Source organism: Mesorhizobium sp. M0998 (assembly GCF_040318885.1).
Classification (GTDB): Bacteria; Pseudomonadota; Alphaproteobacteria; order Rhizobiales; family Rhizobiaceae; genus Mesorhizobium.
In genome coordinates, this window is the sequence record NZ_JAMYND010000001.1 from 114,659 (window position 1) to 130,135 (window position 15,477).

14 protein-coding genes are annotated in these 15,477 nt (G+C 63.5%); 5 read left to right on the top strand and 9 right to left on the bottom strand.

Annotated features, from left to right (window positions below; translation table 11 throughout):
* Positions 1-349: 349 nt before the first annotated feature.
* The 5 genes from NKH59_RS00675 to NKH59_RS00695 form a co-directional block, all read right to left on the bottom strand.
* Positions 350-2,137 carry an ABC transporter ATP-binding protein gene (locus tag NKH59_RS00675; RefSeq protein ID WP_502908666.1) on the bottom strand — a complete coding sequence of 596 codons (1,788 nt, stop codon included), beginning with the start codon at positions 2,135-2,137 and terminating at the stop codon, positions 350-352.
* Between the two features lie 9 nt (positions 2,138-2,146).
* Positions 2,147-3,175, bottom strand: a complete 1,029-nt coding sequence (locus NKH59_RS00680; protein WP_502901433.1) for a glycosyltransferase family 2 protein — start codon at positions 3,173-3,175, stop codon at positions 2,147-2,149.
* Between the two features lie 6 nt (positions 3,176-3,181).
* On the bottom strand, positions 3,182-4,288 hold the full coding sequence (locus tag NKH59_RS00685; protein ID WP_353020521.1) for a glycosyltransferase family 2 protein: 1,107 nt from the start codon (positions 4,286-4,288) through the stop codon (positions 3,182-3,184).
* Positions 4,289-4,290: 2 nt separating this feature from the next.
* Complete coding sequence (locus tag NKH59_RS00690; RefSeq protein ID WP_352837862.1) at positions 4,291-5,487, bottom strand: acyltransferase family protein; 1,197 nt, start codon at positions 5,485-5,487, stop codon at positions 4,291-4,293.
* A 432-nt stretch (positions 5,488-5,919) separates the two neighbouring features.
* Complete coding sequence (locus NKH59_RS00695; protein ID WP_353020523.1) at positions 5,920-7,326, bottom strand: MFS transporter; 1,407 nt, start codon at positions 7,324-7,326, stop codon at positions 5,920-5,922.
* Positions 7,327-7,530: 204 nt separating this feature from the next.
* Between NKH59_RS00695 and NKH59_RS00700 the strand changes: the two genes are divergently transcribed.
* Positions 7,531-8,433, top strand: a complete 903-nt coding sequence (locus NKH59_RS00700) for a sigma-70 family RNA polymerase sigma factor (protein ID WP_352925784.1) — start codon at positions 7,531-7,533, stop codon at positions 8,431-8,433.
* Positions 8,434-8,525: 92 nt separating this feature from the next.
* On the opposite strand, the gene NKH59_RS00705 is transcribed toward NKH59_RS00700, so the two are convergent.
* Positions 8,526-9,728: an MFS transporter gene (locus NKH59_RS00705; protein WP_352451471.1), complete on the bottom strand. Its 1,203-nt coding sequence runs from the start codon at positions 9,726-9,728 to the stop codon at positions 8,526-8,528.
* Between the two features lie 216 nt (positions 9,729-9,944).
* On the opposite strand from NKH59_RS00705, the gene NKH59_RS00710 reads away from it, so the two are divergent.
* Positions 9,945-10,373 carry a VOC family protein gene (locus NKH59_RS00710; protein WP_353020526.1) on the top strand — a complete coding sequence of 143 codons (429 nt, stop codon included), beginning with the start codon at positions 9,945-9,947 and terminating at the stop codon, positions 10,371-10,373.
* An 89-nt stretch (positions 10,374-10,462) separates the two neighbouring features.
* Here the strand turns inward: NKH59_RS00710 and NKH59_RS00715 are convergent, their stop codons facing one another.
* The gene (locus NKH59_RS00715) at positions 10,463-11,356 is read right to left on the bottom strand and encodes a LysR family transcriptional regulator (protein WP_353020529.1); all 894 of its coding nucleotides are present in this window, start codon (positions 11,354-11,356) and stop codon (positions 10,463-10,465) included.
* A gap of 97 nt (positions 11,357-11,453) precedes the next feature.
* Here NKH59_RS00715 and NKH59_RS00720 point away from each other — a divergent pair, with 97 nt between their 5' ends.
* Positions 11,454-12,203: an SDR family NAD(P)-dependent oxidoreductase gene (locus NKH59_RS00720; protein WP_353020532.1), complete on the top strand. Its 750-nt coding sequence runs from the start codon at positions 11,454-11,456 to the stop codon at positions 12,201-12,203.
* A 152-nt stretch (positions 12,204-12,355) separates the two neighbouring features.
* On the top strand, positions 12,356-12,739 hold the full coding sequence (locus NKH59_RS00725) for a YybH family protein (RefSeq protein WP_023677276.1): 384 nt from the start codon (positions 12,356-12,358) through the stop codon (positions 12,737-12,739).
* A gap of 69 nt (positions 12,740-12,808) precedes the next feature.
* Here NKH59_RS00725 and NKH59_RS00730 read toward each other — a convergent pair whose 3' ends face one another.
* Positions 12,809-13,270, bottom strand: a complete 462-nt coding sequence (locus tag NKH59_RS00730) for an Lrp/AsnC family transcriptional regulator (RefSeq protein WP_352925778.1) — start codon at positions 13,268-13,270, stop codon at positions 12,809-12,811.
* A 155-nt stretch (positions 13,271-13,425) separates the two neighbouring features.
* Between NKH59_RS00730 and NKH59_RS00735 the strand changes: the two genes are divergently transcribed.
* Positions 13,426-14,433, top strand: a complete 1,008-nt coding sequence (locus NKH59_RS00735; RefSeq protein ID WP_353020535.1) for an ornithine cyclodeaminase family protein — start codon at positions 13,426-13,428, stop codon at positions 14,431-14,433.
* 79 nt (positions 14,434-14,512) lie between these two features.
* On the opposite strand, the gene NKH59_RS00740 is transcribed toward NKH59_RS00735, so the two are convergent.
* Positions 14,513-15,445 (bottom strand): dimethylarginine dimethylaminohydrolase family protein, encoded by a 933-nt coding sequence (locus NKH59_RS00740; RefSeq protein ID WP_352925774.1) that lies wholly within the window; start codon positions 15,443-15,445, stop codon positions 14,513-14,515.
* Positions 15,446-15,477 lie beyond the last annotated feature (32 nt).

The following is a 15,477-nucleotide window of genomic DNA, read 5'->3' on the forward strand; positions in this document are numbered from 1 at the left end:
TGCCCGTTTACAGGGACCTAAGTCTGACCTGCCTGCGCAATGGTCTTGTGTACGGCCGGCGTCGGGAACAACTGCGCCAGTCTTCAGTTGATGGCGTCACCTCCTCGAGGAGACATCGGCGCAGAATCAGTCCCTTCATGCGCTGATTAGGGTCCGCCTGCCATTGCTGGATTTGGCAGGCGGACCCTTGGTTCTGTACGCTCCAGATGAAAAGCGGGTAAGCTCGGGATCACTCATCATCCCAGAAATCCCGTAGAGACGTATGGCGGAGGTCTTCCTCGCCCCTGAGATGCTTGACCTGGCTTGACATCCGAGACGACCTCCCAGCGCGCGCGCAGCGGGGTCGCCCTCAGCCTTCCAGCGCCTCGTGCTGGTAAAGCTCGTCCATGCTGAGCGTCGCAAGCGCGGCGAACGGCGCCTGCTTTTTCACACGGCCGTGGCTCAGGATCACGACGTCGTCGCAGAACGAGATGGTGCTGCGATGATGGCTGATGACGATGGTAGTGCGGCGGCCGGCCCGCGACTTGAGCGTCTCGACGATTGCCGCTTCCGACAGGCCGTCCACCGCATTGGTGGCTTCGTCCAGGATCAGGATATCGGGATCGCGCACCAGCGCTCTGGCCAGCGCGATCCGCTGTCGCTGTCCCGCCGAGAGATTGACGCCGCGGTAGCCGACGACTGTCAAGTAACCCTGCGGCAGTTGCTCGATGAAGCCATGCGCTTCGGCCAGTTTTGCCGCGCGCTCGGCGTCATCGGCCGAGGCCGCGTCCTGGCCGTAGATGATGTTGTCGAAAATCGTGCCGTCGACCAGCTCCAGCTCCTGGCTGGCAAGCGCGATGTGCTTTCGCCATTGGCTGGGGTCGATGCGGTCCAGAGGCGATCCATCAACGAGGATCCTGCCGCTATCCGGTTCGACGAAGCGGCACAAAAGATTGACGATCGTCGTCTTACCGGCGCCCGACCGGCCGATCAGCGCGGTCGAGCGGCCGCTACGGATATCGAAGCTCGCCGCATGCAGCACCACCGCGCGCTGCTCCGAGCCGGAATAGGTAAAGGTGACGTCCTCGAACTTGATGCCTTGGCTGAGCCCGGGGAACGCTGCGCTGCCTTGCGGCGGCGCTGGCTTGTCGGATGGGTCCAGCATCCACGTCACCTCTTCCAGCGATCCGCTGAGGCCCTGCAGCTGGCTCCAGGCCATTTGCAACGATCGCATGTAGGGCTGCAGCCGGTAGAGCAGGATGACGAAGGCGACGATCAACGGGAAGCTGACATTGGCGAACCAGGCGCCGATCACCACCGCCAGGAACAGCATGGCGTGCAGAACCTCGGTCAGCGGCGGCAACGCTCCCTGACGCGTCAAAAGCACGAACGCCGCCCGGCGCACCGCATCCGATGCCTGGTCGAAAGCCGCTTTCTCGCGTTGCTCCTGGCCGAAGATGCGGATCAGCCGCCCGGCATGCACCAGATGCAGCATCTGCGATGCGAGCTGGCTGTTGCGGGAGGCGACGCTGCGGCTCGGCGCCTTCAGATTGGCCGACAGCACGGCGTGCGCGACCTGGACCAGCGCCAGACCCAGCGTCACCAGCAGCGTCATTTGCCACGACAGAAGCAGCAGGAAGGCCAATAGGATGATTGCGGCCGATGCATTGACGATTGCCCCCAAAGTGATCTGGATGGCATCCGAGGCCCGCCAGGATTCGTTGGAGATGATGTTGAGCAGCCGTCCGGGACTTTGCTGCAGGAAGAACGGGTAGCCCACCCGCAGCAGCTGCTCCGACAGCGCGCTGCGGATCGAATGGCTCGCCTTGCCGTAGATGAAGGTGGTCAGCAGCGTGTTGGCGAAAGCGAACAGGTTCTTCAGTACGATCGAGCCGAGAATCGCGACGGATATGACGATCAGGCGGTCGCGCTCGCTCAAACTCGATCCGACATGCTGGAAGACGGCGGAAAAGCCGGCCATGCCGGTCTGCCCCTGCTGCCCCATGATTATGTTCAGCAATGGGATGATCAGGCCGATGCCGAAGCCTTCAAGCGCGGCGCTGAGCAGCCCGAGCACCACCACGGCCGGAAGCAGGCGCAACTGCTTTCTCCCCAGCGCGCGGCGCAGCATCGGCAGGCTGGGCGGCATCAGTCGCATGATGGCCGATCACCTTGCCTCGGCATTTGCCTGTTGCTCCTGTCGCATTTGCGCCGGCTGCGGCGATTTCGCCAGCAAAAGCACCGCGAACTTGGCCGCGCCGAGCAAATTCATGCCGACGATCGGCCAGTGCGACAGCTTGAGTTCACGGTCGAACAGAGGGCCTTTCACCAGTTCGCGCAAGGCCGCCCTCATCGACCAGTAGCAATGGCGAAGCAGCCACGGCGCGTGGCGGATATGTTTCAGGCAAAGCCCGCCATTGCCCATGCTGTAGTCGCGGTGCAGCTTCTCGATGGCCTTGCGGTCGCGCCGGCCGTGATGGTGATAGATGGTCATGTCGGGCACGTATTCGACCGGGATCCCAAGTAGCACCGCCCGCACTAGATAGTCCGTATCCTCTGCGGAGCGCAGCGGGCCGCCGGCGCCGAACCGTTCGTCGAAACGGCCGATGCGGGTGGCAACATCGCGGTGCATCGTCATGTTGCAGCCAAGCACGAAGCCGCCGGGATGGACGTCTGGGGTAAGCCGCGCGCGCACCGGCGACCGCTTTATGGTGAACGGCAGGTCGCGGGGGTCGCCGATCTCGACCCGCCCACCGCGGATGACCCGTTCGCCGGCCGCATAGTGCCGCTGCAGATCGCGCAAATAATCCTTGTGGACAGCGCAATCATCGTCGACGAAGACCAGCACGCGGCCCCGCGCGCGCTCCAGCCCGGCGTTGCGCGCGGCCGCCAATCCGGGTCGCGGCTCGCGAATGGCCGTGAACGGAATGTCAGAAAGTTCGGCTATGCCGGCCAGCCGCTCTGCTGTGCAGTCGGTCGAGCCATTGTCGACAACCACCAGTTCGGCAGAGAAGGCGGCGTAGGCGCGGCACGCGGCCTGGATCGACTTTATGCAAGGCTCGAGCACGTTGACGCGGTCGCGTGTGCAGACAATGAAGCTGACCTCCGGTGCCGGCCCGTGCTGCGGCCGGGGCGACATGGCCGCCGGCACCGTCGAGCGGCCGCGCTGCTGGAGCTGATGGGATTTGACGAACATGCGCTGCTAGCTCAACTGGTTCGAAGGCAAAACCGCCGCGGCCGGCACGGACTGCAGATACCGCGACAAGGCATCCACCTGCCTGGTGACCGACATCGAGGCGAGACTGAAGCGCGGCGCGAAGGCACCGGTGCGAAACACGTACTGCTCGCGCCGCCGGATGAGTTTCCATTTCGCCGTCCGCGTCAGGAATTCGTGCATCAGCAGCGGCTGCCTTTCCCCCGATATCAGCTGGTAGAGGAAATAGAACAGGTTCAGCGTGCCGGCCTGGTAGCTCGGCCTCGTCTCGGCCGGCAGTGCGGAAATCCTTTCTTCCAGCGCAAGGATCCATTCGGCGGCACGGCGAACCGTGTCCATCGACAGGACCTCACCGATGTCGCGGAGGCCCTGCGTCTCTTGTGCGAGCCCTTCGCGCTCGAGGTTCTCGGCGACGATCTTCAAATGGGTCCTGCGCATTTCGCGCTTGTGCCTGTTGGTCACGCTGTCGTCATGGATACGATAGGCGATCAGGCTTTCGGGGATCATGGCCGCCGGGTAGCGGTCGGTCAGCCGCCTGAACAGGTCGAAATCCTCGGCATGGTTGTATCTGGTATCGTAATATAGAACATCTTCTTCTATGACCTTCCTGTTGTAGACGACCGTGGAATGCATGAAGATCGTGAAGAACATCGACAGTATTCGCAGGATATTGTCCTGGAATATCGGATCGGGCGAACCCCTGACGATGCGGTTGCCGAGCAAGGTATCGAAACCCGCGCCGCATAGAGCCAGGTCAGGCTGCTGGTTGAACAGCGCGACCTGCCGCGACAGGCGCTGGGGATAGGCGATGTCGTCGGCGTCCATCCTGGCGACCAGATCGCCGCGCGCCACGGCCAGGCCTTCGTTCAAAGTTGCGATCAGGCCACGGTTTTCGCGTGAGATGATCGAGATGCGATTGTCGGCCTGGCGGTATTTCTGCAGGATCTGCAGCGAGTTGTCGGTCGAGCCGTCATCGATGGCGATGACCTCCAGACGCTCGTAATCCTGGCGCAGGACGCTGCCCAGCGCAGCGGCGAGATAAGGTCCCGCATTGTAGATCGGCAGCAGAACGGAAACCAAGGGAGCAGCAGCCATGATCAGCTCCGATCGGTTCGGTGCAGCTTGCGCGGCAAGGGTGACGTGCCACCATCAAGCGGCCTGCCCGGATATGCTCCGGCCGCGATCCATCCGGCATTGCCCACGTCCATGCCTGCCGAGATGGCGCCGCGGCCTTTTCCAGCAACATAGGGGAAGTGGCGCTTGAGGCTGTTGAGCGGCTTTTCGAAAAGCAGCCACGAAACCGAAGCCAGCATGAGCGTCGCAGTTCCCGCGACCAGGAACCGCCCCGGCCCTTGCTCCGAGACGTTGAGCGGGATCCAGGGCTGCGACTTGACAACCAGAGCCAGCACTATGGGATGGTAGAGATAGACGCCGTAGCTTATGCGGCCAAGGCCAAGCAGCGGCGGCAGTTCGAGAAGTTTTCCGACGCGACCGCCAATGCCCGTCGAACAGCTTGCAACGATGACCACCAGAGGGGCGACAGGCAGGATCTGCAACAGCAGCCAGAGGCCCCATTCCTGCACCGGATTTGCCGGCGCCGGCGCAAACCACTGCAGAACGAAAAACGCCGCGGCGAGCCCCGGCCAGCTACCTCGAAGCCATTGCGGCAAGCCAGCAACTCTTGACCGGTAAGCGGCAAGCAGCGCGCCTGACGCCAATGCATCCATCGACGCCGGCGGCAGCAGGTCGCGCGCCAGGCTAGGCGTTCCAGCGATCGGCCAGTAAAAGCGATAGGCCAGCGACAGCACGATAACGCCGACGCAGATCGCTTCGAGGCGCCGGCGCGGCGCCAGCAGGACGATCAGCGGCCAGGCGATGTAGAACTGCTCCTCGATGCTCAGGCTCCAGAAATGGCAGAGCAGCCAGGGCGTCCATTCATTCTGCGCCGCGTACCAGAAATTCGACAGATAGAGGGCATGCCAGGCCAGCGATCCTCTGGACTGCTCCAGGTCCACCAGCCAGACGAAACCCAGCACGGCGAAATAGGGCGGGAATATTCGCAGCGCCCGCCTGATATAGAAGGATTTCAGCGCCGGTCCGGTTTCGAATTCGGCGGCCGAGCGGGCTTCGAGCAGCAGGCGGGTGATCAGAAAGCCGCTCAGCACGAAGAACAGGCGCACGCCGATATGGCCCCAGAACGAAGACCCACCGGCCGCGAAGAAATGGGAGTACAGCACCATCGTCACGGCGATGGCCCTCAGCGCGTCCAATTGGGTGTCGCGCGCATTTCCCATTAGCGGCATACGCCGGCGGGACGGCGAAACTGCCAATCGGTCAATATAGCGGCGTCGTTCACGGCGCATTCCAATCGGAAGCGCCCCCCTCAGGCAGAATAGGGCCACCATTGTGCAACGCAACACAAAAAGTTGACACATTTGAAACAGGAACGTGAGGCGCAGCTAATAAAGGCTAAAGAACAGCAGAAAGCAGCCTGAATTGTCCACTTTTGACGATTTTCTCGCGCTGCCTTGGCCCGCCGATATCGGCGGGAGGGTGCTGCGGTGCAGCATGTTCGCCGCCATCACGGACGCAAAATCGGGGTCTGGACACAGATTAACCCCACAGGACCGGCCGGCGACCGACGCTCCGCGACCTTTTTTCTGCGCTGGCGCGGCTGCTGTTAGCGCGACAACAGTGGGAGCAAGCGCGAGCTTCCCACTCCCGAGTTACGCCTCCTTGTTGGCATTCGCGAGCGCCACTGTGCGACGCTCCGGGAGCCCCATTCCGACGAGCGCACCGGCGAGCGAGAGCAGAGCGGAGACGTCGATTGCCGAGGTGAAGCCATCGCTGAACGCGTCGGTGGACGAGAAGCTTCCAGTGCCGGCGAACACCGCACCGGCGATCGCGATCCCGGATACGCCACCGAGAAAGCGGAATGTGTTGAACGTGCCGGCAGCCTTGCCGACCTCCGGCCGGGCGACCGCATTGAGAACCGCGTTCTGCGCGGCAGGCATGGCCATCGACACGCCGGCACCGGTAATGATCAGCGGGGCGACTAGCTGGATATAGGGCAGATCAGGTGCTGCGATCTGCGCCAGCCAGGCCATTCCAGCCGCTTGCAGGATCAATCCGGCCACGACAAGCCAGCGCTCGCCAACGCGGTTGATCAGGCTGCCGGCGATCGGTGCGACCACGAAAAGCGTGGCGGTCCAAGGCAGCAATCCCATGCCGGCGCCGAGCGGCCCACGGCTCTGGGCAAACTGCAGAAGCTGCGGCAACAGGAACACGAGGCCATACATGGCCGCGCAGAGCAGGAAGTTCGCCCCTACGCCCGAGGAGAATGCACGCGCCTGAAAGAACCGCAAAGGCAGCATGGGCTCACGGGTACGCAGCTGCCAAAGGACGAATGCGGTGGCGAAAAGCAGCCCGGCCGTCAGCGCCGTCAGCACTTCAGAGCTGCTCCAGCCCACGATGTTGCCGCGCATCAGACCCCAGACCACTCCAAATGCCGCCGCGGTTACCAGCACGACGCCGAGGACATCGATTGCCGTGCCCGGCCCGTAACTCTCCGGAATCCGACGCAGCACCAGCGGAATGAGAACGATACCGACCGGGACATTGAGCCAGAAGATCCAGTGCCAGGAGAGCCCTTCGGAAATCGCACCGCCCGCCATCGGGCCGATGATCAGGGCCAGGCCGGTGATGCTGCTGAAGATACCCAGCGCCTTGCCTCGCTCCTCCGGGGGAAAAGCGACGCTCAGCAGCGCCATGGCCAGCGGCATGACCATTGCGGCACCTGCGCCCTGGACCGCACGGGCCGCAATCAGCAATCCGGCATTGCCAGCGAGCGCGCAGGCAACCGACGCTGCGACGAACAGCGCCAACCCGGCAACGAGCGTACGGCGGCGGCCGAACCGGTCACCGAGCGCAGCCCCGGTCATGAGCAGGACGGCAAAACTCAAATTATAGGCGTTCATCGTCCATTGCAGCGTCTCCAGCGAGGCATCGAGCTCGACCCGCATCGTGCTCAATGCGGTCGCCACGACCATCGCATCGAGAACGACCATCAAGGAGCCTATCGACGTGAGGGCGAGAACCCAGACCTTCGTTGATCCCGCACTTTGCTTGCTCATGACTATGGCGCCTCCGGCTTGAACAAAGGGCCCGCCAGGTTGACGGGCCCGTGATCCAGAGACGCGTAGGGAACATCAAAGGATTCCAGCAGGAGAAAGTTTTTTCGACCGAATCCTTTTGCCATCGTCGAGCGTCTATAAGACGCTGCGCCCGATGGCGGGCGCCTCTGCCTGGGAGATACGCATGAGATCGACCCTTGTGCGATGACCGGATCCGCAATCGGCACGCCAGAAGGACGGGAGCCATTCGACCGGCTGCTCGGCGAATTGCGGCCGAAACTGCACCGTTATTGCGCCCGCATGACCGGTTCGGTGATCGATGCCGAGGATGTCGTCCAGGAAGCTACGGTCAAGGCGCTTGAGGCGTTCCCCGGGACCGGGCCGATAGCCAATGTCGAGGGCTGGCTGTTTCGCATCGCGCACAATGCCGCGCTCGACCACCTGCGCCGTCGTGCCAGGTTGGATGCCGCGCATGTCGTTGAGGATATCGATATGATCCCTGACCCCGGTATGTCGGCCGAGGGTCGACACACTGCGGCCGCAAGCCTGCAGACCTTCATGCGCCTGCCCGCGGCGCAGCGTAGCAGCGTCATCCTCATGGATGTGCTCGGCTATACGATCGAAGAGATCGGCAACATTATCGACAGCAGCGTTCCGGCGGTGAAAGCCGCACTGCATCGCGGCCGTCTGCGCCTGCGCGAGGTCGCCGGCGAGTCTGAGGATCGGCCTGCGCCGGTGTTGGCCGAGCCCGAGCGGGCGCGGCTGGCAGCCTATGTAGAGCGGTTCAACGCCCGCGACTTCGATGCGATCCGCGACATGCTGGCCGAGGACGTCCGGCTTGATCTCGTGAACCGGCTCCGGGCGAGCGGCCGCACGAAAGTGGGCCGGTACTTCCACAATTACGCGGGTATCCACGATTGGCGGCTGCTTCCTGGCCTGGTGGATCGGCACCCAGCCATTCTTGTGATCGATCCGGACGACTCGGCCGGAGGGCTAAAATACTTTATCCTGCTGGAATGGGCCGGCGACAGACTGGCGAGAATTCGCGATTTCCGCTATGCGCGCTACACGCTTGATGGCGCCGAGGTGGTGCCTCTGCTTGCATAGCAATACGCGTTTCATAATGCCGAACACTGCCAGCTATTTTGGATCGCGGCCGCTTGCCATCCAAGCGGCCGCCCTTTTCCACCGATCGTGCTTTAAGCCGGTTGCAACTCCCTGCGCGGCAGCGGCGGGAAGGCGATCGCAATCGCCATCGCGCCAAGCCCGACAAGGGCCGAGCCGATGAACAGCCAGGAATAGCTAGCATAGGCATCGAACACCATGCCGCCGGCGAGCGGGCCGAAAGCCATGCCGAGGCTGGACAGCATGGTTACTGCACCGAACACCGTGCCGAGGATGCGCTGGCCGAAATATTCGCGCGCCAGCACCGCATAGAGCGGCATGACGCCGCCATAGGTGGCGCCGAAGATGACGGCGAGCGTGTAGAATTGACCAAGCTCGCTGACCGCCAGATAGGCGGCGATAACCACGGCCTGTATGGCCAGCCCGGTGATCAGCACCGGTTTAACGCCCAACCGATCGGCAAGCACGCCGTAAAGCAGCCGGCCACCCAGCCCTGCCAGGCCCTCGATGCTGTAGATGCTGACCGCCGCCATCGGCGCTATGCCGCACAGCATCGCATAGCTCACCATGTGGAAGATCGGCCCGGAATGCGCCGCGCAGCAGGCAAAGAAGGTCAGTCCCAACACGATGAATTGCGGCGAGCGCAGCGCCTGCGGAACCGTCATGCCGGCACCCTCGGCGGCAACGCTTGGGGCAGCGCCGTCGGCAGCGGGCTTGGGCGGCTGGCGCACCAGAAGCGCGGCCGGCAGTAGCAGCACCCACGCGGTTATGCCGATGTCGAACATTGCGGTGCGCCAGTCGTAGGCCGAAATCAGCCAGCGGGCGAAGGGCGAGATGGTCATTGGCGCCACGCCCATGCCGGCCGAGACCAGCGAGACGGCGAGGCTGCGGTTCGTGTCGAACCAGGCGGAGGTCAGCGCAATCATCGGCGCGAAGAAGGCGCTTGCCGCGAGGCCGACGAGCACGCCGTAGGCCAACTGGAAAACGAGCAGCGAACCGGTGCGGCTGGCCAGGACCAGCGCCAGGCCGAGCAGCACGGCGCCGGTCATGACGACGATGCGGGCGCCAAAGCGGTCGTAAATGGCGCCCCAGGCGAAGCCGCCGAGGCCCATTACCAGGAAGTTCAGCGTCATCGCACTCGATATGCCGGCGCGCGACCATTGTGTGTCAAGCGCCATCGGTTCGAGAAAGATCGCCAGCGAGAACATCGCCCCGAGGGCGACACAGGTCATCAGCGCACCAGCCGCGACGATAACCCAACGATAGGGAAGGCTCATTTCACTTTTCTCCCATGCCGGAAGCGTTGATACGGCACGACCTTTTCGAGCTTCGCCGAGCCGCTTGCGTCCGAAGGACGTTGGATATGTCATGAATCCGACAATCCGGTTGCATTTTTTATCCAGTCGGCGCGATGGCGCCATTCCACGGCTTTCTGGATTGACCGCGCACCATTCGAAGCTAGATTTCCAACCGGCGATCAGGAGCTGTCAAGCATGGCAAATCAGGAACTTCATCGCGGCCGTCTCATCGACCACCTCCAGCTGGTGGTCAGGGATCTTGCGGCCAGCCGTCGTTTCTACGAGGCGGTTCTCAACGTGCTCGGCATACCGATCGGTGGCGCCGGCAATAATTATTTCTGGGCCGACGAGCTGTTCATTTCCAGCCCCGACAGCCCGGCGGCCCTGGGAAAGCTGACCGGCCGCCACCACCTGGCCTTCCAGGCAAATGACCGCGCCATGGTCGACGCATTCTACAGGGCCGGGCTTGAGGCCGGCGGCACCGACAATGGCGCGCCCGGCGAACGATCCTACCATCCCGGCTACTACGCCGCCTTCCTGCTCGACCCCGACGGCAACAACATCGAGGCCGTGCACCACGGCGCGGCCAACCGCAGCGCCGATTCAGTGAAGATCACGTTCTAGCTCTATGGACAGGTAACGAAGGCGGGGTCGCTTGTGCTACTAACAGGGTAATCTCGAAGCCGCCGCTGTCTTTGCCACGGAGTCCTGCGCTATCGCGCCAGCGCCGCCATTTGGCCCGCAAGGAAATCGACGAACAGCCGCGCGCGAACGGGCAGCTGTCGCCCGTACGCATGGACAATGTGCACCGGCATGGTTGGCATCGCCACCTCGGGCAGGATGCGGACCAGGCGACCCGTGTCGAGATCGTTCTGCACGGCAAACCGCATCAGATGCGCGATGCCGGCACCGCCAAGTGCTGCATTGCGGATGGCGCCGCCGTCGTCGGTATCGAGCCGCCCATCCGGCACGATCATCGTACCGTCGGCAAATGTGACCGGATAAGGCCGGCCAGCCATCTGGTGGCGGACGAATTCATGGTCCCGTAAATCCTCGACCGATGCCGGACGGCCGCGCCGCTCGACATAGGCCGGTGAGGCCACCAGCATGATCGGCAGATTGGCGATCTTGCGCGCGACGAGCCCGGTGTCTGAGAGCGGCCCCATGCGCACCGCAACGTCATAGCCTTCGCGGATCAGATCGGCGTGACGGTCGGTGACGCTGAGCTCCAGTTTGACTGCGCCGTGCTGCGCAAGGAACGCTTGCGCCCATGCCGCGATCAGGCCACGCCCAAGCTCGACCGGCGCTGTAACGCGCAGCAGGCCGCGCGCCGTATCGGCCATCTGAACGATGTCTTCGGCATCGTCCAGCGCCCTGAGCAGCGGCGCCACGCGCTCGTAATAGGCGATGCCTTCGCTGGTGAGCCCGAGCCGGCGCGTCGAGCGCTGGATCAGCCTGACGCCGAGCCGACGCTCGAGCCGCGCCACGCTTTTCGACACTGCCGACGGGCTGGAGCCGACCAGCCGGCTGGCGGCATGGAAAGAGCCGGCATCGACGGTTCGGATGAAGGCGACGAGACCGGCGGTCTTTTCGAGGATGGTGGTCATTCCGGAATTCCAGGAACGAAAGAACGGATTTCGGGCACCATAATACGCGTTTCGATCATGATTAAATACCGCTCATCGTCAACAAAGGAGAGATTTGATGAGCAAGCTGAACGGCAAGGTCGCCATCGTCACCGGCGCCTCCAACGGTATCGGCGCCGCCATCGCCAAGAGTCTTGCCACGGCCGGCGCCGCAGTGGTCGTCAACTACGCCTCGTCACGGGAAGGCGCCGACCGCGTCGTCGCCGAGATCGACGACGGTGGCGGCCGCGCCGTCGCCGTCCAGGGCGACGTGTCGCAAGCGGCTGATGTGCGCCGCCTGTTCGAGGCGGCGAAATTGGAGTTTGGCGGGCTCGACATACTGGTCAACAATGCCGGAGTCTTCGCATTCGAGCCGCTGGAAGCGGTTACCGAGGCCGAGTTTCACCGCGAGTTCGACACCAATGTGTTGGGCATCATTCTGACCACGCAAGCAGCAGTGAACCATTTTGGCGCGGGCGGCGGCAGCATCATCAACATAAGCTCGGTCGCCAGCCGCAATCCGCAGCCGAACTCGCTCGTCTACGCCGCGACCAAAGGTGCGGTGGACACGATCACGCTGTCGATGTCGCGGGAGCTTGGCGCACGCAACATCCGCGTCAACGCCATCGCGCCCGGCGGCATCGATACCGAGGGCCTCGCGCGCATCGGCATCGTCGGCAGCGAATTCGAGAAGCAGATTATAGCCATGACGCCGCTCGGTCGCTTCGGCCTGCCCGACGACGTCGCCCGCGTCGCGGTGTTCCTCGCCTCCGACGAAGCGTCCTGGCTGACCGGCGAGCGCATCACCGCCTCCGGTGGCTGGCGATAGGCATGGAGGGCACGAACCTGCCGGCTCGCGGGCCGTGCTACCCGCGGCGCGACGCACTGCAATCGATGACGAGAGCGATCTAAGCCCTATGTTGCGGCGAGGGAGGAGCGCCGTGCGCCATCGATGACGGCGAGATGCCAGGGAGGTAACGAATGACGGGCGACGAAAAAGCAATCCGAAAGCTGGTCGAGACGTGGATGGACGCGAGCAAGCGTGGAGACATCGCGACCGTCCTCAGCTTGATGACGGACGACGCAATCTTCATGGTTCCCGGCCGGGAACCCTTCGACAAGGAGATCTTCGCGGCAGCCGCGCGGGAGACGGCCGGCGTTCATATCGACGGCACGAGCGATATCGTGGAACTACAGCTTCTCGGCAATTGGGCCTTCATCCGCAGCCGCATCAATATGACCGCGACCCCGCCGAATGGCGAGCCGGTCCATCGATCGGGATATGCGCTGACGCTCCTGCGCAAGGAGGCGGATGGTGAGTGGCGGCTCGCACGCGACGCAAACCTGCTGACCCAGCAAGGCTAGAGCCGGTCTCCGGCATCGCTGCACCTGGGCCAAGATGCGATGCAGGTCGCTCTGATTCCCTCCACCTGATCACACCGGCAAGAGGGCGTTCGGCTTGACATCGGCGATGGAGGCGAACGTGTGCGTTTCGCGCACGCCGGGCAGCGGCAGGATGACCCGCTGCAGGAAATCCTGGAACACCGCCATATCGGCGATCCGCGCCTTGACCAGATAATCGAAACCGCCAACCACCATATGGCACTCCAGAACCTCCGGAGCTTTCGCCACGGCTTCGGCGAAGCGGTCAAAGACATGAGGCGCCGTGTGGTCAAGCCGGACCTCGATGAACACCAGCGTTCCCCGGCCGACCTTGCGCGGATCGAGCATGGCCCTGACCGCGGTGATGAACCCGTCGCGGAACAGGCGCTTAAGCCGCTGGCTGGTTCCGGTCGGAGACAGCCCGACACGCCCGGCAAGATCAAGCGTCGTCCGGCGTCCGTCTTCCTGGAGCAGCCGGAGCAGGCTGCGGTCTATCTGGTCGAGGTCGCTCATTTCACAATCCACGCTATCTAAGGGATTTGCGTGTTGATTTCACGCAGAGACACCGAAATCAACGTATTTCACAACATAAAACCTCGCAATAGCCTTCGCTTCCCTCACCGCTGAAATCAAACGTGGTGAGCCGATTTCGAACACAGGAGTGCAGGATGACCAAGCAAGCGTTCAGCCCAGCCGGCAGGAGTGCGGCAGAAATCAGCAAGGGAGCGACCGAGATCCTGGTGCTGAGCGAAACCGACGTGATGGAATGCATCGACCTCAGTCAGCTTCTCGATGTTCTGGAAGACGGCTTCAAGGCGCTGTCACAAGGCAAGGTCGTCAATCCACCCCGACCACAGCTCGACATCCCCGAGGCCGGCTACAGCCTCGCCATGCCGGCCTGGATGGAGGGCATGAACCTGACCGTCAAGATCGTCAACGTCTTCGAAGGCAACCTGGCCAAGAACCTGCCCAGCCACCTCGCCACCATCACCCTGTTCGATCAGCTGTCCGGCCTGCCGGTCTGTATCATGGACGGCACCTTCATAACCGCGGTGCGGACCTCAGGCTCCGCCGTGCTGTCGGTGCGCACGCTTGCCCGCAGGGACGCCAGGATAGCGACCGTGGTCGGCGCCGGCGTGCAGGCCAACCAGCACCTGCATCTGTTGCCCTTGGTGCGCGACTTTGCCGAAATCCGTGTCGCTTCGAAGAGCTTCGACGATGCGGCAGCGCTTGCCCGGCTGCATCCGTCGGTGGTGGCGGTCGCCGACCTCGAGACGGCAGTGCGCAGTTCCGACGTGGTGTGCCTGGCGACCCACTCCTACCAGCCGGTGATCGACGCAGGCTGGGTCCAGCCGGGCACGCATGTCTCCTCGGTCGGGGTGGCGCCGCCCGGCGGTGAAATGCCGATCGAGCTCATCCGCAGATCCAGTCTTTTTGTCGAAACCAAGGATGCATTCAAACCGACCCCAGTCGGATCTTGCGAGCTTGCCGGCTTCGACCCGGATTTCGGCACCGAGCTTGGCGCCATGCTGCTCGACCGCGCGCCGGGCCGCGTTTCGGATCAACAGATCACCACCTACAAGGCGATGGGCATTGCGATGGAAGACATGGTCGCTGCCGACCTCGTCTATCGTTGCGCCCGGCGTCTGCGCAAGGGAAAGCTCATCGTGCTGTAGGGGCGCGCCGCACGCCAGGCGGATCGACGGTGCTGACAATGGCGCTTTCGCGCAAGCGGCCGGGCTAAAGGCCGGCCCCTCAGGCCGGCTCGCGCTTCAGCGCCTGCGCCATGCAGTGAATGCCGCCGCCGGTCTTCGAGATCTCGCTCATGTCGATGGCCGCCACCTCGAAGCCGCGCGCCTTGAGCTGGCCGATCAGCGTCTGGCTCGAGGTCGGGGCGATTACCCTGTCCTTGCCCAGCGACATGAAGTTGCAGCCGAGCGCCATAGTATCCTGGAACGGCACGTCGATGATCTCGTGGCCCTTGCCCTTCAGCCAGTCGACGATGCCGGGCTCTGTACAGGCAAGGCAGACGGCGGTCAGCTTTTCGGCGATCGGCACCACCATCAAGTCGATATGGACGTAATACTCGTCGATGAAGGCGATGCGGGTCTCCCAGCCCTCCTTGTCGAACCAGGCCTGGACCTGGCGCGCGCCCTCCTCCTGCGTGCGGGCGCCACCGCAGCCGATCAGCACGACGCCGTCCTCGATGACGTTGAAGTCGCCGCCCTCGAACGTGCCGGCGGTGACCATGTCGTAGATCGGGATGCAGAGCTTCTCATAGGTGCGGATCGCCGCGTAGTTCTCGCCGCGCCGCCACCACTGGGCCATGGCGGTGATGATGGCGCCATACGGCGTCATGACGCTGGAATCGCGCGAGTAGACCTGCATCGGCAGTTCCGGCGTCGGCTCGTGCCAGTGGATGTTGACACCGAAATGCTCATAGGCGGCGACCAGATCCTTGTGCTGCGCTTGGGCGATCTGGACGTTGCATGGCGCCTCGCGCAGATGCTTGCGCGACAGCGAGCTGGTCGAGAGATGGCGCAGGAAATTCGGCGAGCCGAGCAGCACGTCGGTCAGCACGTCGGTCTCGTTGGCGAAGCCCCAGGCGGTCAGCGGCTTGGTTCCGCCGGCCGGGTTGCGGCGCTGCAGCGAAAACGGCTCGGTGACGATGCGGTCATGGACGGTCATGGGGTTTCTCCTCGTGAAGGGCGGCTTGGTTG